The organism is Pedobacter steynii (assembly GCF_001721645.1).
Taxonomy (GTDB): Bacteria; Bacteroidota; Bacteroidia; order Sphingobacteriales; family Sphingobacteriaceae; genus Pedobacter; species Pedobacter steynii_A.
The window spans coordinates 493481-513132 of record NZ_CP017141.1 but is presented as its reverse complement, the minus strand read 5'-3'; the positions used below and the strand labels follow the sequence as shown (position 1 = coordinate 513132).

At 40.9% G+C, this 19652-nt stretch carries 19 protein-coding genes; 6 read left to right on the top strand and 13 right to left on the bottom strand.

Annotated features, from left to right (window positions below):
- Positions 1-207: 207 nt before the first annotated feature.
- Genes BFS30_RS02240 through BFS30_RS02225 form a run of 4 tightly spaced genes read left to right on the top strand, consistent with a single transcriptional unit; the run spans position 208 to position 6521 of the window.
- Positions 208-3378 (top strand): SusC/RagA family TonB-linked outer membrane protein, encoded by a 3171-nt coding sequence (locus tag BFS30_RS02240; RefSeq protein WP_083251913.1) that lies wholly within the window; start codon positions 208-210, stop codon positions 3376-3378.
- 11 nt (positions 3379-3389) lie between these two features.
- Complete coding sequence (locus BFS30_RS02235) at positions 3390-4925, top strand: SusD/RagB family nutrient-binding outer membrane lipoprotein (RefSeq protein WP_069377785.1); 1536 nt, start codon at positions 3390-3392, stop codon at positions 4923-4925.
- A 33-nt stretch (positions 4926-4958) separates the two neighbouring features.
- Positions 4959-5426 (top strand): RidA family protein, encoded by a 468-nt coding sequence (locus BFS30_RS02230; protein WP_069377784.1) that lies wholly within the window; start codon positions 4959-4961, stop codon positions 5424-5426.
- Between the two features lie 24 nt (positions 5427-5450).
- Complete coding sequence (locus BFS30_RS02225) at positions 5451-6521, top strand: dipeptidase (RefSeq protein ID WP_069377783.1); 1071 nt, start codon at positions 5451-5453, stop codon at positions 6519-6521.
- Between the two features lie 9 nt (positions 6522-6530).
- Here the strand turns inward: BFS30_RS02225 and BFS30_RS02220 are convergent, their stop codons facing one another.
- From BFS30_RS02220 to BFS30_RS02195, 5 genes are all read right to left on the bottom strand, one after another.
- The gene (locus BFS30_RS02220; protein ID WP_069377782.1) at positions 6531-6965 is read right to left on the bottom strand and encodes a Fur family transcriptional regulator; all 435 of its coding nucleotides are present in this window, start codon (positions 6963-6965) and stop codon (positions 6531-6533) included.
- A gap of 2 nt (positions 6966-6967) precedes the next feature.
- Positions 6968-7408 carry a hypothetical protein gene (locus BFS30_RS02215; RefSeq protein ID WP_069377781.1) on the bottom strand — a complete coding sequence of 147 codons (441 nt, stop codon included), beginning with the start codon at positions 7406-7408 and terminating at the stop codon, positions 6968-6970.
- 43 nt (positions 7409-7451) lie between these two features.
- Positions 7452-8645: an ABC transporter permease gene (locus BFS30_RS02210; protein WP_069377780.1), complete on the bottom strand. Its 1194-nt coding sequence runs from the start codon at positions 8643-8645 to the stop codon at positions 7452-7454.
- Entirely contained in the window at positions 8642-9271 is a 630-nt protein-coding gene (locus BFS30_RS02205; RefSeq protein WP_069377779.1) for an ABC transporter ATP-binding protein, read from the bottom strand. Before BFS30_RS02205 ends, BFS30_RS02210 begins: the two co-directional genes overlap by 4 nt.
- Before the next feature lie 221 nt (positions 9272-9492).
- Entirely contained in the window at positions 9493-9873 is a 381-nt protein-coding gene (locus BFS30_RS02195; protein ID WP_069377777.1) for a MerC domain-containing protein, read from the bottom strand.
- 110 nt (positions 9874-9983) lie between these two features.
- On the opposite strand from BFS30_RS02195, the gene BFS30_RS02190 reads away from it, so the two are divergent.
- Entirely contained in the window at positions 9984-11183 is a 1200-nt protein-coding gene (locus BFS30_RS02190; protein ID WP_069377776.1) for a GTP-binding protein, read from the top strand.
- A gap of 104 nt (positions 11184-11287) precedes the next feature.
- Here the strand turns inward: BFS30_RS02190 and BFS30_RS02185 are convergent, their stop codons facing one another.
- Both BFS30_RS02185 and BFS30_RS02180 read right to left on the bottom strand, forming a co-directional pair.
- Entirely contained in the window at positions 11288-11701 is a 414-nt protein-coding gene (locus BFS30_RS02185) for a MauE/DoxX family redox-associated membrane protein (protein ID WP_069377775.1), read from the bottom strand.
- Positions 11702-11793: 92 nt separating this feature from the next.
- Entirely contained in the window at positions 11794-12366 is a 573-nt protein-coding gene (locus BFS30_RS02180; protein ID WP_069377774.1) for a Crp/Fnr family transcriptional regulator, read from the bottom strand.
- 268 nt (positions 12367-12634) lie between these two features.
- Between BFS30_RS02180 and BFS30_RS02175 the strand changes: the two genes are divergently transcribed.
- The gene (locus BFS30_RS02175; protein ID WP_069377773.1) at positions 12635-13015 is read left to right on the top strand and encodes a hypothetical protein; all 381 of its coding nucleotides are present in this window, start codon (positions 12635-12637) and stop codon (positions 13013-13015) included.
- Here the strand turns inward: BFS30_RS02175 and BFS30_RS02170 are convergent.
- From BFS30_RS02170 to BFS30_RS02145, 6 genes are all read right to left on the bottom strand, one after another.
- Positions 13004-14179 carry a glycosyltransferase family 2 protein gene (locus BFS30_RS02170; protein ID WP_069377772.1) on the bottom strand — a complete coding sequence of 392 codons (1176 nt, stop codon included), beginning with the start codon at positions 14177-14179 and terminating at the stop codon, positions 13004-13006. The two genes, BFS30_RS02175 and BFS30_RS02170, sit on opposite strands and share 12 nt — an antisense overlap.
- Positions 14180-14204: 25 nt before the next feature.
- A complete protein-coding gene (locus BFS30_RS02165) occupies positions 14205-15503 on the bottom strand; it encodes an alpha-L-rhamnosidase C-terminal domain-containing protein (RefSeq protein WP_083251912.1) in 1299 nt (432 codons plus the stop codon).
- A 363-nt stretch (positions 15504-15866) separates the two neighbouring features.
- On the bottom strand, positions 15867-16427 hold the full coding sequence (locus BFS30_RS02160) for a hypothetical protein (protein ID WP_157262862.1): 561 nt from the start codon (positions 16425-16427) through the stop codon (positions 15867-15869).
- Positions 16428-16459: 32 nt separating this feature from the next.
- Positions 16460-17608: an NHL repeat-containing protein gene (locus BFS30_RS02155; RefSeq protein ID WP_069377769.1), complete on the bottom strand. Its 1149-nt coding sequence runs from the start codon at positions 17606-17608 to the stop codon at positions 16460-16462.
- A gap of 21 nt (positions 17609-17629) precedes the next feature.
- On the bottom strand, positions 17630-19057 hold the full coding sequence (locus tag BFS30_RS02150; RefSeq protein WP_069377768.1) for a TlpA family protein disulfide reductase: 1428 nt from the start codon (positions 19055-19057) through the stop codon (positions 17630-17632).
- A gap of 22 nt (positions 19058-19079) precedes the next feature.
- Positions 19080-19649, bottom strand: a complete 570-nt coding sequence (locus BFS30_RS02145; protein ID WP_157262861.1) for a hypothetical protein — start codon at positions 19647-19649, stop codon at positions 19080-19082.
- Positions 19650-19652: the final 3 nt, after the last annotated feature.

Genomic DNA, 19652 nt, shown 5'->3' with positions numbered 1-19652 from the left:
TTTCAAATCCACTTGGGTTGCAGGATTGGTATCTCTAAAAAATCGCCTATTTTGTTGGTGTTTTGTTGTTTTTATGGGCTTATTATGGCCTTAGGGCTTAATTGTGCTTGTTTGCAAATTTTTATTGCAAAAAATATGCAATTATGATAAAAACAGTTCTATATTTGAATTCAACAAACCGAACCAAAGACCTAACCTAAACCAAACATGATTCGAAAACTACATTTATGCCTGATCCTGGTTATACCACTATTGGTATGTTCAGAGCAGGCCTTCACAAAAGAACGTTTCTCCAAACCTTACCATAAGCGTATAAAAGAAATCAGAGGCCGTGTAACCGCCTCCGACGACCAGCTTTCCATTCCGGGGGTGTCTGTTGTTTTGAAATCAGATCCGAAAACAGGTACGAAGACGGATGAGAACGGGAATTTTATTCTGCGCATTCCGGATGGTCCTCAAATCTTAATTTTTACCTATGTAGGGTATAAACGGAAAGAAGTTCCCGTAAATAATGAAAGTACGATTGAAGTGGTTTTGTCGGTAGCGGAAGAGAATACCTTAAACCAGGTTGTGGTAACTGCAATGGGGGTTAAGAAAGACAGAAAGGCGTTGGCTTATGCCTTAACAGAAGTAAAAGGCACTGAGTTTACTCAGGCCAGAGAAACAAACCTTGCCAATGCGCTTGTCGGTAAGGTTGCCGGAGTAAATGCGACGAGTACGGCTACGGGTCCAAGCGGCTCCAGCAGGGTAATTATCCGGGGGAACGGATCTCTTAATGGCAATAATCAACCCTTATATGTGGTGAATGATATGCCCATAGATAATACCTTATTAGGTCTTCCGCAAACCGAAGGGTATACTTCTGATGGAATTGCCAATGGTTTGAATATAGACCGGGGGGATGGGATTTCTGGAATCAATCCGGATGATATTCAAAGTATTACCGTTTTAAAAGGTGGAACCGCAGCAGCTTTGTACGGATCGCTGGCGTCCAATGGCGTAATTCTGATTAAAACTAAAAGAGGTGCTATGCAAAAAGGGCTCGGTATAGATTTTAATTCTGCCTTTACGATGGAATCACCTTTGGTAAGCCCTGAATGGCAATACGAGTATGGTTCAGGTAAAAACGGAGTTAAACCGCTTACTCAGGCGGATGCAATTGCTGCCGGGCGCTCTTCCTGGGGAGCTAAAATGGACGGATCTGATGTAATTCAGTTTGATGGGGTAAAGAGACCTTATAGTCCACAAAAAGACAACATTCAGAATTTTTATCAGACCGGAACTACGGCTACCAATACACTTGCACTTACCGGAGGAAATGAGTCTGCTAATGGAAGGTTCTCTATTTCAGATATGAATAACAGGGGGATTGTACCCAATACCAAATTTAATAGAAAGACTTTCAATTTTGCCGGCGAGCTCATTTTAAGCAAATGGCTGAGGATTGATGCAGTTATGCAGTACAATCTTGAAAATGCTAAAAACAGAACAGTGGTAAATGATGCGTACGGTAATCCGAATTGGGGAACTTATCTGATTGGGAATACGATAGACATCCGTAACCTTTCTCCCGGATATGATGCTAATGGAGATGAAGTAGCCTGGAATCCCGTTCCTATTGCCAGTAATCCTTATTTTGTAATCAATAAGTTTGAAAAGAACGATACCAGAAATCGTTTCTTATCCATGGTAAACCTGAAATTGAACGTATTGCCTGAATTGTTTTTCAATGCAAGAATCGGTCAGGATTACAACAACTTCAAATATTTCGGAGTTGTTCCAAGCAGATCTTTATATACCCCATTGGGTGGTGCGAAAGAGGAAAGATCCAACCTGACTACTATTAATACAGAAGCTACTATCAATTATAATAAACAAAACCTGCTTAAAGATTTCTCTTTGAATGCCTTGTTTGGGTTCAATAACAGATCTTCTACCAGAGATGAGGTGATCATTCAGGGAAAAGACTTCATTACTCCTGATTTTTATTCTATATCGAATCTCGGAACGGTAAATCAGACTTATCCTTACGGAAAAACAAAAACTTCTTCTTTATTCGGATCAGCAGATTTCGACTATAAAAATTTGATTTTCCTGACTGTAACGGGTCGCCAGGACTGGTTTTCTACACTTGCACCTAAGAACAATACCATTTTCTATCCCTCTGTAGGAATGAGTGCGATCCTTTCACAAATGGTTAAAATGCCTTCCTGGATTCAATATGCCAAACTGAGGTCTTCCTGGGCGCAGGTAGGTGGTGCTACACCGGAACCTTATGCCTTGAACCCTTCTTATACGATGATTCAGAATGGGCACCTTGGGCAACAGTTGCAGCAGGTCACCAGTACCAGAATTCCGAATCCCAATTTGAGCCCTTTAACTTCTACTACGTTTGAAGCGGGATTTGAGGCTTCCTTATTCCAGAACAGATTGGGGATAGATTTTGCCTGGTACGATAGAAGTACCACAAAAGACATTGTGGAAACTACGGTTTCTACAGGTTCGGGATATCGTACTGCTTTATTAAATGTAGGGGAGATCAGTAATAAAGGAGTAGAACTGTTAATTACCGGAAAGATTCTGGACCAATCTGATTTCTCCTGGAGCACGAGTGTAAATACTGCTTACAATAAAAATAAAGTGCTGAAGCTTGCCGAAAACCTGAATTCTATTGTGATGGCGGGAGCGGTAAACGGATATGCCTATATCTACAGCCAGGTGGGAAGTCCATATAGCATCATCATGGGGAGAAGAGCCCTGCAGGATGCCAATGGAAAAACAGTCTACAATGTTTCCGGGGGAGTGGCTACACCTGTTCCAGGACCTCTTGAAGAACTTGGACAAGGCGTTCATCCCTGGTCAGTTGGCTTTTCAAATGATTTTAAATACAAAAGATTCAACCTGAATGTATTGATTGATGGAAAATTCGGAGGAAGTCTTTATTCCGGGACAGATTTGTACGGTACAAGAATGGGTTTAACTAAAATGACACTTGAAGGTCGAGATACCGGAGTACCCATCAATGGAGTAGACCTATCCGGGAAGCCGGTGGACATGGTTATAGACCCTTCTTTGCTGGAAAAATATTACGGCGATGGATTCAGAAATATCTCTTCTTTATTCGTTTATGATGCCAGCTTCATTAAACTTCGTCAGGTTGTGTTGAGCTATCAGCTTCCGGTAAGCAAAGTGAAAATGTTGTCTAAATTAAGCTCAGCGACACTTTCTCTGGTAGGGCGTAATCTTTTCATCCTGTATAAGAAAACACCAAATGTAGATCCTGAATCTGTATTCAGCGCAGGAAATGCGCAGGGGATTGAACAATTTGGTGTGCCTCGTACCAGAAGTTATGGATTGAACTTAAGCGTTAAATTTTAATAATTATTCAGATGAAAAGATATATATATTCTATAAGTGTGGTGATGATCCTGGTCATATCAGGATGTAAAAAAGATTTTGGCGATCTGAATAAGAATCCCAATTCTTTGTCGACGCCGACACCGGCATTTTTGTTTTCTAAATCCTTGCTTAGTACCATGAGCAACAATTATTACCTTACCGGTGTGTTAAACCTCGGCGGTTTCATTCAGCATTACGCAACCTATAAAGAAGTTTCCGGTATCGGAGATAAGTATTTTGCGAATGATTTTTATCAGGCACCCTACTTTACAGATGGGTATCCAACCGCAGTCAACGAAATAGAAGAAGTGATTAAAGCGCTTAAAACAACACCTGCAGAAGTAAATAAATTAAATGTGGCACGCATCTGGCGGGTGTATATTTACCATAGGATCACCGATCTTTATGGTGATGTACCTTACAGTGAAGCTGGAAAAGGACTGACCAATCTTAATTTTACGCCTAAATACGATGCCCAGGAATCGATATACAAAGACATGCTGAAGGAATTGGATGAAGCGGCTTCCGGACTGGATATGGCAAAACCTTCTTATGGAGGCAACGACTTTATCTATGGAGGGGATGTGTTGAAATGGAAGAAGTTCGCCTATTCATTAATGCTTCGGCTTGGATTGAGGCTGACGAAAAAGGATGTTATGCTTTCCGAAAGCTGGGTAAAAAAGGCGATTTCCGGCGGGGTAATTTTGAATAAAGAAGACAATGCGGTGATGAGGTATAGTGATGGCCCGCAGGATTTAAACCGCAACCCCACGGCCAGGGAATCCAGAAGCAGGGATTTCTCTGCGAATTCTTTCGGTAAAAATAATATCGAAGGTGGAAAGCTAAGTGCAACGTTCATCAGTTACCTGAAGAATAATAACGACCCAAGGCTAAGTATTTATGCCGGGGTCTGGGTAGGAACCACACAAGATCCCAATCCGGCGATTCAAAAAGGTTTTCCAAATGGAACAGGTACTGCACCTTCTGCCAATGACCTTGGTACTTATTCGGAGCCCAATCAGAATACGGTATTCAGACTGGATGCGCCCTTATTGGTTCTCGGAAGTGCGGAGACCAACCTTTACCTGGCAGAAGCTGCAGTCAGGGGATGGAATAGTCTGGGGGATGCGGATCAGTTTTTCACTAAAGGGGTTACCGGATCATTTGATAATGCAGCAATGTATGGGTCCGCATATGCCATTTCTTCGGAAAAGATCACTCAGTATCTGAGCACTCATCCTTTTCGCAATTCGGGAACATTTGATCAGCAGATGGAGCAGATTCATACCCAGATCTGGGCGGCATTGTATCTTGATGAATATGAGGTGTTCGCCAACTGGAGGCGGACAGGTTATCCGGTACTGATACCGGTAAACTACCCTGGGAATGTAACGGGAGGGACCATTCCGAGAAGATTGATTTATCCGAATGCAGAAAGTGCCAGTAATGCTAAAAATTTCCAGGATGCCATTTCGCGTCAGGGTCCAAATACTTTAACCACCCGTGTGTGGTGGGACAAACAATAAATAATTTAATACTCAATTTTTATAACAATTACCATGAATTTATCAGCCCAGGAAGCATTTTTGAAGTTGGATTTGGTGTTGCCACCAGCCCCGCAACCGTTAGGAATTTACAAACCGTTTTTAGTAGACGGTAAATATTTATATTTATCAGGGCACGGACCTGTACAACTTGATAAATCACTTATTATCGGCCGTATTGGGGAAGATATGGATATGGAAGCCGGTAAACTTGCTGCCCGACAGGTTGGATTGACCATGCTGTCTACGATTGTAAATAACTTTGGTAGTCTGGATGTGGTGAAACGTGTGATCAAAGTGTTGGGAATGGTAAACTGTACCTCAGACTTTGAAAGACACCCTTATATCATCAACGGATGCAGTGAGTTATTTGCATCGGTTTGGGGACATGAGAATGGTATCGGTGTGCGTAGTGCAGTAGGTATGGGCTCTTTGCCGGATAATATCCCGGTAGAAGTAGAGGCTGTTTTTGAATTACATTAATAAAATATTTAACCGATAAGACCTATGTTTATAATAGATGCCCACCTGGATCTCAGTATGAATGCCATGGAATGGAACAGAGATTTAAGGTTGCCCCTGCAAGCGATCCGTGCCCTGGAAAAGGGAATGAAAGATAAGCCTGACCGGGAAAGGTCTACCGTTTCCCTTCCTGAACTCAGGAATGGAAACATCGGTATTGTGGTTGCCACACAGATTGCCCGATATGTGAAACCCGGAAGTGTAATTCCCGGCTGGAATTCTCCGGAACAGGCCTGGTCGCAGACACAGGCACAACTGGCCTGGTATAGAACGATGGAAGCAGCTGGAGAAATGGTTCAGATCAGTAATGCCGCTCAGTTGAAAGCTCATTATGAATTTTGGAATGATGGAAATCCGAATATAAATAAGGCGATAGGATATATTCTGAGTCTGGAGGGGGCGGATTCTATCGTTGACATCAGCTATCTGGAAAGAGCACATCAATATGGGTTAAGAGCAATAGGTCCTGCGCATTATGGGCCAGGACGGTATGCTAACGGAACGGATGCTACCGGGAAAATGGGAGAGCAGGGACTGGCTTTACTTAAGGAGATGGAGCGACTGAACATTATTCTCGATGCCACACACCTTTGTGACGATGCTTTCTGGCAGGCGCTGGATCATTTCTCCGGACCGGTCTGGGCAAGTCATAACAATTGCAGGGCTTTTGTAGACCATAATCGTCAATATAGCGACGAACAGGTCCTTGCTTTGATTGAACGTGGGGCGGTGATTGGAGGAGCGCTGGATGCCTGGATGCTCGTTCCTGATTGGGTACGGGGCCAATCCACTCCGCAAAGCACAAATTGTAATCTGGAAAAAGTAGTGGACAATATGGATCATATTTGTCAGCTTGCAGGAAATGCCCGTCATGTCGGAATAGGTTCGGATCTGGATGGCGCCTTTGGAACGGAACAATCCCCATTAGATCTGGATGCGATTTCAGATCTCCAGAAAATGGTGGCCTTGTTTTCCGCAAAAGGTTATTCCGCGGAGGACCTGAACCATATTTTTCACCAGAACTGGCTTAACTTCCTTTACAAAGCCTGGAGCTAAGCAGGTAAATTAAGCTGGATTTTCCAACAACGCATTACATTTTTCACAAGTACCGTAAGCAGTTGTGTTTACGGTTTTTGCGGTAAAGCCTTTGGGCATTTTTATCTTCGGTACTACCACTTCAAGGCAATAGATCTTGGTGCAGGTGGTACAGTTGAAGTGCACGTGCTCATCGTGGTGATGATCTTCAGAGCAGGAAGAAGAGCAGATGGCATAATTTGCCGTTCCATTCATATCCATAATACGGTGAAGAATACCTTTATCTTCGTAGGTATTCAGAATCCGGTATAATGTTACCCTGTCGATTTCTTTACCCAGCTTTTTCTCCAGCTCAGGCTGTGAAATTGCTACAGTATCCAAAGCAATTTCTTCCAGCACACGAACTCTTTGTCTGGTGTGTTTCAGGTCGTGCTCTTTTAAAATATTTACGGGGTCTAGTCTCATGATTATATTGATTTTGCATTTACCAGGGAAATCGGAGGATTGTCCATTGCATTTCCTGGATTTAATTTCAGCGTTCCTTTCACTACAATGGTTTTATAAGTGAACTTGATCGGTTCCGCCATTTCTACCAATACCATAATTGGAACACCGTTTTTTCCGCAGTAGAAGCATTGGTTAATAGGTAACGTAGAAAGCATGAATTTCGTCTGTTTCATACCGTCTTTGATGGGAACGATATACCCTTCCAGCTCAAACGGTTTGTTTGCATGTTTTTTGATCTCGGGAGTGTATACCGCATACATCTCTGAATCTTTCACAATTTTAAAATCAACACCGCCTACCACATCCCAGTTGTCGGATAAGATCTGATCATCAGGATTGTGTTGTGCTTTAACTGCAAAACCAGTAAAAAGTAAAACTATCAGGATTATTCGTTTCATCATGCTTGTATTTAATTATGGCCCTGAGCCTGTTTTTATATTTCTTTTAGTTTTTGGATAGTATTCTGGAAATATTTGAACGATAAGCTTGTATTGCAGGGATGATAGCTGCAAATATACCAATAGCTAAGCCAGCAACAAATAAATAAATTTCATCCTTCAGGAAAATAAGTCCGCTTAGCCTGGCCTGACTGCTTTCCTGATAGGCCCCTATGAACTGTAAAGCAAGATGTCCTAAAGCGATACCGATTATGGTGCCCGCAAGCGTCAGGATAATTCCTTCTGCAATTATAATGAGAAATAGTTTTCCTCTGGAAGCACCGAGTGTGCGCATGATGGCCAGATCATATTTACGTTCTTTAAGCGAATTGTACAGGTTTACAAAAACACTGATGGCTGCGATCAGCATAATCAATACCGCAAACCATTGAAGGGTCTCTACCCCAACGCCGATTAAAGAAAATAACCGGGTACTTTCCTGAGCAGGAGAAGCGGCCTGCATATTTGTAGTCTCATTTACCATACGTGGAAACATGGCTACAGACATTGGAGAACGATATTGAATCAGCAGGGAGGTCAGTTCTTTACCTTCGTCACCATGTTCATGTGCCTCAGTTTCTTCATGGTCATCATGCATTTTCCAGACACTGGCGATGTTAGTTAGGATCAGGTTGTCGGTTACATTTCCCTGAGGTTCCAGAATTCCTGCTACAACATACTGATGACTTTTATGCACATCGCTATTGCCTGTCAGGCCATGTGCACCATAAAAGGTATCTCCGATTTTTAGATGCTGACTTTCCGCAACAGCGGAGCCAATAGTGGTCTCAAAGTCTTTCTCCCAGAATTTTCCACTTTGCACTTTCAGTTTATAAATGCCTACAAAATTACTGTCTGTTCCCACAATCCGGGTCCCATTGTAGTTATCTCCCAGGGCCAGGGGAACGGCTCTCTTTACAAATGGGCTTCTTGAGAGTTCTTTAGCTTCTTTCAGGGGGATGTTTCCGGTTGGAAAATCTATATAATAGATGCTACTCAGGATTAACTGCAATGGGCTGCCTTTGGCGCCCACAACAAGGTCGATGTCTTTGGAATTGTTGTCCAGTTTTTGTGCAATCTGATTGGAAGCCAATAAAAGAATCGTCAGGATTCCCGTTCCAAAAGCAATTAGCATAATGTTTAAGGCGGAAGACAATGGTTTTGACCATAAACTCTTCCAGCTGATCTTTAAAGGGCTCATGATAGTTCGTAAGTGTTTGTAAATGCATCCTTCACTCTCTTATCGTGCGTTGCGACCACTAAGGTGGCCTGGTTTGCACCAGACTGTTGTATCAGCAGATCTAATACAATCCTGGCATTTTTATCGTCCAGACTGGAAGTAGGCTCGTCTGCAATCAGTAATGCGGGTTTATTGATCACTGCTCTGGCTATAGATACCCGTTGCAACTGCCCCTGACTCAATTCGTCAGGATAGGCATTTTTCTTATTTTCAATTCCTAAAGAATCAAGAACTGCATTTACACGTTTCAAATCTGTAGGAAGCTTTGCAAAACTTTGTGCTAAAACAAGGTTTTCTGAGATGCTCAGGCTTTTGATCAGGTGTGGCCTTTGAAAAATGATACCGATGTTTCTTCCCCGGAACTGATCAAGATCTTTGGATGATAGTCCGTAAATGGAAGTGTTATTGATGTGCACTTCCCCATGTTTAGGTTTTAAAATACCAGTCAGGATATGAAGAAGGGTCGTTTTTCCGCTTCCTGATTCGCCAAGGAGCAGCCATTGTTCCCCATCATTGATTTGCCAGTCGTTAAAACCAATGTCTTTTTGACCGGCATAACTATGTGATACAGATTTTAAAGAGATCATAAATGTTTGCTATTTATTATGCGGCTTTTTAAATATTTCAGGTATAGCTGTTTAGTATCCATTTGTGTATGCTTACAACCCGGGTTGATCATGCTTACAAAAAGTAAAAATACACCAAATATCAGTTTCTTGTTCATGTCTTGTATGTTTGCAAAAATAGGATATGCAATAAGATTGCAGCTACTATCCATGTAAAGTATTTGCTACTGCATTCATTTAAATTATTTATGGCTGCAGCTGCGGGTATAACGCCAGTTGATAAAGTGTGCTGCCGCAATGGTAAAACCTCCCAAGGGAATCAATATGGCTTCCAGATCGTCAATCAGATAATGACCGCAGCCGATCAGGGCAAAACCAAGAACCAGGACCACTACGGGAAGTAATTTCTGATGTTTAGGATAGGAGCGGCTGAGAGACCAGGTACCAATAAATAAGGAGAGACAAATCATACTGACTTCCACCCAGCTATGGGCAAGGAAGCTTAATCCCCATAAAGGTAAGGTGGTAATGAGAAAGGGGAGGGCCGCACAATGAATGGCACATGCGATAGAGGCAGTCATTCCTACCTGATCTAAGCGGCTGGATTTTAATAAAGGTTTCATAGTGGAAATTTTAAATATAAAAAGTATGAGCTAAATGAATTGCAAATATAAAAGCAATATTGTTGCATTTAAAATAATGCAATGTATATTTGCAACTTAATTGCAATGATATGAGAAAACTATTACCCGTTACCGTGCTCAGTGGATTTCTGGGGAGCGGTAAAACCACTTTATTAAACCATATTCTTCATCATAAAGCGCATCTGAAGGTAGCGTTGATTGTTAATGACATGAGTGAGATAAACATTGATGCCCGCAGTGTCCAGAGCACTCAGGCCTTATCGCGAACGGAAGAAAAGCTGGTAGAAATGAGTAATGGTTGTATCTGTTGTACACTAAGGGAAGACCTGATTGCCGAAGTAGAGAAACTGGCGAAAGAAGACCGGTTCGATTACCTCATTATTGAAAGTACCGGTATTTCTGAGCCGATTCCCGTAGCGCAGACCTTCAGTTATGTAGATGAGGTGATGGGTATTGACCTGAGCCGGTTTAGCCGCCTGGATACGATGGTCACCGTGGTCGACTGCTTTAACTTTAAGAAAGACTTTGGAACTAACGAATTGTTGCTGGACAGGGACTGGGTGGACAATCATGCAGATCGGCGGACGATTGTAAACCTGCTTACAGATCAGATTGAATTTGCCAATGTCATCCTCCTGAATAAAACAGACCTTATTTCCGAAGCTGATCTGAAGCTCATCAGGGCAGTAATCCGAAAGTTAAACCCTTCTGCAAAACAAATAGAAACCTCATTCAGTAAAGTAGATCTCTCTGAAATCTTAGATACAGGTTTATTTGATTTTGAAGAATCGTCGCAAGGTGCAGGCTGGATCAGGGAGTTGAATACAGAGCACGAACCGGAAACAGAGGAATATGGGATCAGCAGTACGGTATTTCGTTCTGCGCGGCCTTTTCATCCGGAACGCCTTTGGGATTACCTGAATGTTAGCTTCCCCAATAACGTGCTGCGAACAAAAGGACTTTTCTGGCTGGCACCGATGCCAGATCGTGCTTTGAACTTCTCTCAGGCCGGAGGCTCTTTAAAGGTGGAAACAGCAGGTACCTGGTGGGCGAGTATGCCTTTGCAGGAGCGTCTTAATTACATAGATTATGTAGACAACCGCAGCGATATTGAACAGAAATGGGATCAGTATTTTGGTGACCGCCTGAATGAACTGGTTTTTATTGGTCAGGATCTGGATAAGATGCAACTGAATAAGGAACTGAGCTGTTGCTTACTGAATGATGAAGAGCTTATTAAATATGCTCAGCATGAAGAGTTTAAAAACCCTTTTGAACACATGCTTTAACTTTAATATTCTAAAACTTTTATTCTGTCTGCGAATGGAGCAGTTTTAATTCACCCAAGCAGACAGAGATAAAAGAAGACAAAAGATAGATGTAGGGTAATTAGTTATCTGCCTGACTCCAAAAGTATAATACCAATTATGGATAGGATCGTGAAAAAAATATTGACACGAAAGTGCTTCTTCCATCCCAGTTTTGTAAACAATCCACCGCAGGCACATGGAGTCCGTTCGTAGATATTATAAACAGCCCCTCCAACATACAGGCTAAAAAGAAGCATCAGTCCAAATGAAGCATACATTCCCAAAATCTGAGTTTTCTGAAAGAGCAGGAGGCCCGCGATGGCGAGTTCCGAGCTGGGTAATACCCAAACCAGAATTTTTCCTATCCATTCAGGAAATACCTGAGTGGCCAGGGCTTCCTTAAATGTACTCAGGTATAGAAGTTTAGAAATTGCAGCATAGGCCCACATGATGACAAGCAGAATGCTAATGATGATGACAAATGGATAAGTATTCATATTGATGTCTCAGATTGTTGTTAGTAAATAGTTATAGATTAAAGTTACAGGGAGCCTACGCTTTCTAAAAGGGCCAGATGTCCCAAAATGAATTAGTTTTTTTTTGCCCGGATGCGGTTTAATGTCTTTCTGGAAACCCCGAGATAAGCGGCTATCATTTCTACAGAAGCCTTTCTGATGATGAAGGAAGATTCCTTTAACAGCAGGGTATAGCGCTCCCCAGGATCTATAGAGGTAAGATTGAGTACTCTTTTTTCAGTTTCGTAATGAAGGTTCTGAAGAAGGTTACACAGAAAAATATTGCACTCGGGAAATACTTCTGTGAGCTTGCTGAAATTCGTAAAGGAGATGGCTATCAGCGTGCTTTTTTCCAGTACTTCTATACAGCCATCTGCCGGAAGTTGTTTGAAAAAACTATTTACCGGAACTATAATTTCATTTTCATTCCAGAATTGATAGGGAATCTTCTTCTCATCTTTTTCAATATAGGCCATCACAAATCCCTGAGCAAGGAACCAAATATGATTGCTAACCTGGCCGGTATTTAAAATGGTCTCATGTTTTGGATGGACTTTCTTTTCCACCATTTTATAAAATTGAATTCTAAGTTCATTACTTGGTTTATTTGCGCCTGCAAGAGAATTTAAGAAATGTTCGCTTTCCATCTAAAAAGGTTATTCGGTTCATTAAAATATGGAGAAATACCTTTGTATTTCTGCTAACTAAAAATAGCAAATCGATCTCTTCAAAATCGCCCGTTAGCATAGATTGTACCCGTTTTACAAGTCGATTGTAGGTTGGTTTACAATAAGTTGAACATTTTTGTACACTGCATCTTTTTTTATGAAAAAACTTAATCTAATTATATAGCTTAGCGCTCAAAATAGGGAGTGGTTTTTCTGTATGGGGACAGAGATTTTTTAATTTTATTATATGAGGGATCGTAAGGTTTACATCGTTTTCTATGGTGATTATGAGCATGTACATGACATCGAGGCTGTATTTGACTCGAAAGAAAAAGTAGAAGCATTTAAAAAAAGGTTTGCAAAAAATGAACAATTAAAGGTGATAGAAGTCGCTTTGAATCCCGATTTTATTTGCGATAAGGAGAGGATTCCTTACCTGATACATTTTGACCAGCAGAGTATAAAACCTCTGGATGTGATTACTTTATTCAGTATTGATGATACTGAACTTGCCGCCCAGGAGCTGGTAAAAGAGGAAGAGGGTATCATTTCTGTTTACCTGTTTGCCACAAATAAAAAAGCTGCAATAAATGCAGCTTTAATAAAAAGGGATGGGTTAATTTGTTAAGGGATCATCGGGTGTTATGCCGTCCAGGTACTTCATATAAGTATTGGTATTAAACCCTTCAATATAACTGTGGGCAAAAATTTTGAATCCCTGATGTTGCTGGAAATCTTCGACTTCTCCTGTTTGAAGCTCTTTAAATTTGTGATTTTCCCAAATAGATTTCCAATAGACCATCGTCGCCCCATATATCCATGCACTTTTTTCTGTGGTAATGATTTTTTGATTAGTTAGCGGGAAAGTCTGGACCAGGTTTAATCCGGAAATATCTGCGCCGGAAGTCATCAAGGCACTTACCTGATGTGTAATCCAGTTATGGGCATACCAATCCTGATCGTCCCAGTGGATGATGATTTTTCCATTGGATAAATTGCAGGCCATATTCCTTTTTGCTCCAGCAGTTTTTCTGCTGCTGATAAAGAAATATTTAACATTTGGGCAGTGTAAAATCAATTCAGGTGCAGCATTCTTGCCATCGTCTATAATGATAAGCTCTACATTTGGATAATCTTGATAAAGAAAATAATCTAATACAAAGGGGATAATCATTTCAGAGTCGCTCGTTGCCATAATGCAAGATACCAAAGGTATCACTGCACGTTTAGCAGGAACAGGAATCAGATCTGTTTGTCCCTGGTATCCCTTTGAATAGTGATGGGAATAGACTGTTCCCCCTGAATTAGTGATGAAGTCGGTGCTTTCACCTGTTTTAGTATTCTTAAATGGATAAACTGTCCATAATCTTTTCCAGTAACACAAAGTCTGATCCGTTATCCAGCTGACCGTTTCATCTGGATACGCTAATTGTTTCTTTTGTAAAGATAGCCAGGAAGGACATCCGGTTGTTTTATTGAGTCCGGAGATATCTGCACATGACCGGATCAATGCATTGACCTGGTTCGTTACCCAATCTTTGGCATAATACGCATCTTCAGTCCAATGGATAATAATTTCGCCTTTTGCTTTTGCACAAGCCTTATTGCGCATTTCTGCTGAGCTTGCCTGTTTATGATGATAAATATAGTGGAGTTCTGGGAAATTGGGTACTGCCACCCCCACTGAGAGCCCGCCGCATTGTATCATAATTAATTCCAGATGTGGATAGTTTTGATTTAAAAAACAGCTGATGCCCCTTGTGACGATTTCTGATTTGTTACTGATTAGCATAATGCAGGAAACAAAAGTTTTGGCTTCAGTATTCAGGAATCAGTTCGCTGACTAATGAAAATTCTATCATTTGTTTTCCACCACGTAGCGGAAGAATTTTGTTGTTCCATAAAAAATCTCCTTGAAGGCTTTCCGGGATATCTATATCAGCACGAATGCCTGTCTTTCCAATCCTCTGATATTTTACAACAATGCTTCCTTGCGGATGCTTTATACTTCCTTCAATTTCCAATAAATCACCCATTACAGGCTGGATCCGGATGCGTTCAAAAGCAGGGGCTGCAGGAGTAATACCGCAAATTGTTGTTAGGAAATCGTAATTGGGTTGGGTGCCCCATTCATTACGATCAGAGTAATTGGCTGAAAGCTCCTCCGGGATTTTGAGAAGGTCGGTACTGAGGAGAGGCGTTTCTGGCTTGAGTCGGGCATAATAATGTTCGTGGAGCCCCGTTTTTTTTAAGGCTAGTATTAAGTAGAATTTGTAGTAGAAAGTAGTCTGCTGGATTGATTTATCCTCTAGCAAATTCACCATTAATTCTTTAGCTTTTGTGTCTTTGACCGCATTACTCAAAATTGCCCAGATGTTAGCATGCTGGCTATAAGATAACTTTTCCGGTGAATCTGCTATTAATGCTTTTTCGTTGCAGAAGCATGAGCTAATGATGTCATTATTGATGTTTTCTGCAAGATTTGTATATCTTTTTGCACGTTCAGGATCTCCAAAAGCAATGAACAATTTTGCGGCTTGTTCCAAGGTGTAAGCATATTGTAAAGAAAGAATAGCGGATTTAGAACCTTCAGAACCCAGACTGTTCCCCCAACCATTACACTTGTCGAAGTCTATTGCAGTCCACCAGTTCATAATACCAATGGTTTCCTGATCACCCTTTATTTGTCGTTCGTGCCAATCCAGAATACCCTGAATGGCAGGGAGAAACTGAGTGATGAAAATATCGTCTTTTCGGTGCATCCAATAATCGTAAATCATAGATACCCAAAACAATGAAAAAGTGGGGATAACTTTAAGCCGGTTTCCAGATTCGTATTGACTTGTTGATGGTCCGGATGAACGGGAATGATAGAAATCCAGGATTACTTTTTTTATAAGGTGTTCTTCCCCTGATAGATAGAGGGCAGTAAGGGCCTGGATAGGGGTTTCACCTGTATATTGTGATTGTTCATGGTATGGTGCATCGTAACTGATTTTAGCCAGGGCATACTGGATGTGTCTGCATCCCAAGGTCCACATTCTTTTTAGTGTCTGGTCATTACATCTAAACGTGGCCGTTATTTTTAGTGGATAACCTATTGTCGTTCCATACATATCTTTAGAATTTAAGGTTCATTTTTATTTGATAAGATTGTTAAAAGTCCATGCTGCGGTGAATTCTAATTTCCTGATGAGGTTTTTTCTATAAACTGGACAGCTTTGGACCTGGTATTCAATGAATACTGGTCCTCGCTCATAGACATCAAGATTTATAATAAACCTTCTGTCAGTTTTAAGGTTTCACACCCAATTAAATAACTCACCGCGAGCAGGACCTTTGCAGATTTCTGAATTGTCAACCAATAAAAAACAAGACTGATTTTCTGCAATGACTTTCATATTCTAGTAAAGACGTTTAACTATGGAGGTCAGCTTTATTAAGCGCTGACCCCAGAGTTTTGCGAGCGTTGGTTTTAGTTATTTTTGTTTGAAAAATTTATAAGCTACCCGAAGACCTGCAAAGGAATAAGTCTTTGATGGGCCTACATTTATCCCTTCGTATTTGGCTAAAAGGCTAATTCGTTTTGAAGCCTGGAATCCAATTCCTTGAGCATAAGTGAAGTAGGTGTCATGATCACTGTCTTTTCCGATATACCAGGAAGCTCCCAGTTGCCCGGAAAGAAAAACCCTTGGCGTAATATAAAAGTTTAAGCCACCTAAAGCCGGAAGCATGGAAAGACCATCTCCACCATCTTTCCCAAGAAAATAAAGGTAATTGGCACTTAAAGTAATCCCAAGTTCCTTAAGAACAAGGTATTCTCCCTGTAAAGAAGCGCCCATCACAAAGGATGAATATTTGGAGAGGTCTGCTGTTGGAATCCCTTCATCAAGGCCGATGCTCAGTCTGATGTCGTTTTTCGTCTGGTAAGCAGTGGTATCCTTTTTAAGAATATCTGGTAGATGATTTGATTTATTCTGGGCAACAGCAGTCATAGCGAAAATTGCACAAACGAATATGGTAAGTAATCTTTTTTTCATTTTAATAAATTTATGTAATGCTTAATGATGGGTTATTTCCAGCCAATTGGCTTATTCCAGTTTACGTTTTCGCTCTCGTTTGTTCCTGATTTATCGACTGCGCTTATTTTCCGTATAAAATTATTTGCGTCGCCTTCACCCTGCGAAACATACAGGTTACCTTCTTTATCGACTATAACATTGGAGGGATAATAAAATTTAACACCCGAGACCTCCCCATCAGCATGGCGTATAGGAGTCCGGCCATTGGCATCAAATGGTCCGGGATAGGGGACTCCGATTGAACTTACCATTCCCTCAGGAGAGACCTTTCGTATAACCTGGTTTTCTGAATCTGCAACGTATACATTGTCTAATGCATCTGTTGCCAGACCTAAGGGTTGACAGAACAATGCCGCACTAGCAATTCCATCCTGAAGTTGATAGGCGGTATTGTAATCATTCTCATTTCCGGCATAAACACTGACGGTTCCATTTGTATTAATTTTTCTTATGCAATTCGCGGCATAGAGAGTAAAATATACATCTCCTTTTTTATCTACGGCAACTCCCCAGGGATAAGCGTAGCCCGAAGCAATTGTCGTTACGGTTCCTGTTGGAGTAATTTTTCTGATGCTATTGTTATATTGATCGGCAACGTATAGATTGTTTGTAGCATCGATAGCCAGTCCAAATGGAAAATTAAATTTCGCGTTTGCCCCGATTCCATCTTCGGATCCAGACTGAGGGCCGCCGGCAAAGGTACTGACCACACCTCCCACTGTGATCTTTCTAATGGCATTATTACTTGCATCGCAAACATATAAATTGCCATCGGTATCGATCGTTATTCCATAGGGGGTGTTAAACTGAGCGCTTATTCCCGGGCCGTTCGTAAAACCACTTGAACCTGATATTCCGGCAAAAGTGCTGACAATGCCAGATGAAGTCATTTTTCTAATACAGTGATTCAGGCGATCAGCAATGTACATATTACCTGAAGCATCAATAGCCATTTGAGCAGGTTTATTGTATAGTGCAGAGCGGGCTTCTCCATCTTGGTAACCACGTTTACCACCGGAAATGGTACTGACGATCAAGATCTTTTCTTTTTCCTGTTCAAGAGTTATTGTCGCTTTTTTGCAACTACCAAGGCCAATCAGTGATAAGCCAATAACCACAGCTAGGTTTCTTTTTTTCATAATTTTTTTTGTTTTGAGGTTTTATTTAATCGATTTTTTTGTTGCCAATAATCCTCCGTTAATTTCTGTAAATACAAGCTTGTCTACCAGGCGTTCCTCTTCTTTTAGGTTCAGGCCGTAAATTGCTATTGCCTTTCTGATTGCCGGTAAATCCTTCCAGGAGGAAAACCGCAGATCCATATCCACAGGTTCTTTATACTGGGTCTCATCAAAAACATAGGGGTTGTCTGCAATTTGATTTAGCATGTAAGCAAGGCTGGACAAAGGAGTACCTCTGAATTGCTGGATGCCTCCTTTTGTGGAAAAATTTTCGTCATTTTCTTTCAATTTGCTTTTACTTTTCAAGTTTGCCTTTTTTAAGGGCCTGGTTAGGACAAGCACCTGTTCTTTTCGCTTTTCCCAGCGAACATGCAGTCCTAAAAGACGGTCCAGATCACCTATTACAGATTGATAGACTTCTTTATCCGTTTGTCCGGTATCGGGGTTTAAAGACTCAAAACAGATTCCATTCTTTCGGATCCATTCTGCCTCATAAGCGGAATTGGGATTAAGTATATATCGGGACTGGTCTGCCACCTCCCATACAATTTCATTAGGGGCAATGCCATAAGAACTGGGTTTAACAAGCTGGCCCGGATTAATCAATTTAAGCCAGTTTAAAAAATAGGAGTTGTAAATGGGTTGATTTAAGAAAAAAGCACGTATGGTTTTATGATTGGTGTCTCTGACTATCCCTGAACCGCCACTTAATCCGGTTGAGTTTACCCCTTCTTTATAATCACTAATTGCGGCATAGGTAATCGGGAGGGTATTAATCTGGTTTTCATCAGTCTGGAATAGAGGGGCCTGCATTCCGTCAAAAGTGAAAAAGTCATCTTTTACCGGCCAGTTAATCTGTTGTCCATCCAGAACTTTTTGGATATTGTCTGCATTTACATATTGTGTTGTGGTCAGTGCAACTAATTTTCCTTTATATACCCAGGCTTCATGAGGCCAGCTTTTATGCTTAAAATAAGCTCTTGCCGTACTATCCTCTACAATGGTAGAAAGGTTGTTTCCCCTTGTGAAAGGATTGTTTTTTCTATTCCAGAATTTCTCTACCTCTTCTTTATACTCAGGAGTTACCCAGAAGATCTTAATCTTGTTTTTGAACCTTTTTTCTAAACTATCCAAATGCGGCAAAGCTTCTACACAACCCTTGCAATGAAGATTGCCAAAATCAAAAATGACCAGTTGATCCCTATATTCAGACATCGAGGCACTGCTTTTAATACTATTGAATATTTTTGCGATCCTGAAATCAGGAACGGTATCTCCTATACCCAGATTCCTGACATTTTTTTGAACAGGCGGATCCCATATATTTATTGAAGGTCTTTGCTGTGCATCTACACTGATCATTAACAGGATTAAAATGAGGGCTAATAAACCGGTTTTTTTATCTATCATATTGCTGTGTTTTAGGTTTCGCTTACTGCTCGGAAATGACAAGTACTTCCCGTTCTTTTCCATCTATCATCCTTTTTTCATTACGAATTTTTACTTTAAAGAGCCTGCATAGGTCATCATCTACTATTTGCATACTATTTATTACTCCTATTGGCATCATCATTTCATAACAGTATCCGTTCTTTCGGAGCCATTCCAGTTCATTTCCATAATCCAGGTGGTATCTGTATTTACCAGGATCTTTTACTTCAAGAATAACCCTATTGGATTTTCTTAAACCATGAGTTAGCATATCTTGTATCGATAGATTATACATTTTGATGCGATGTGTGCCCTTTTCATGATCAATCTGGGCCTGGAAATTGAGCCCGAAATTTTCGCTTATAGGAGAAACTCCTTCCCGATATCCGGTTAGTACATCATATCGCATGAAACCGTTTTTGTTGCTGAGCTGTTCATCTTGTAACTTAAATACTGGATTCTGATCATTAAAATTCAGAAGCGCCTTTGGCCTGGAAGGATTCAAAGTATCCTGTGCAAATAAGGTATTCATTGCAATCACGAGCAGGATCATTGTTAAAAATGTTTTCATTTC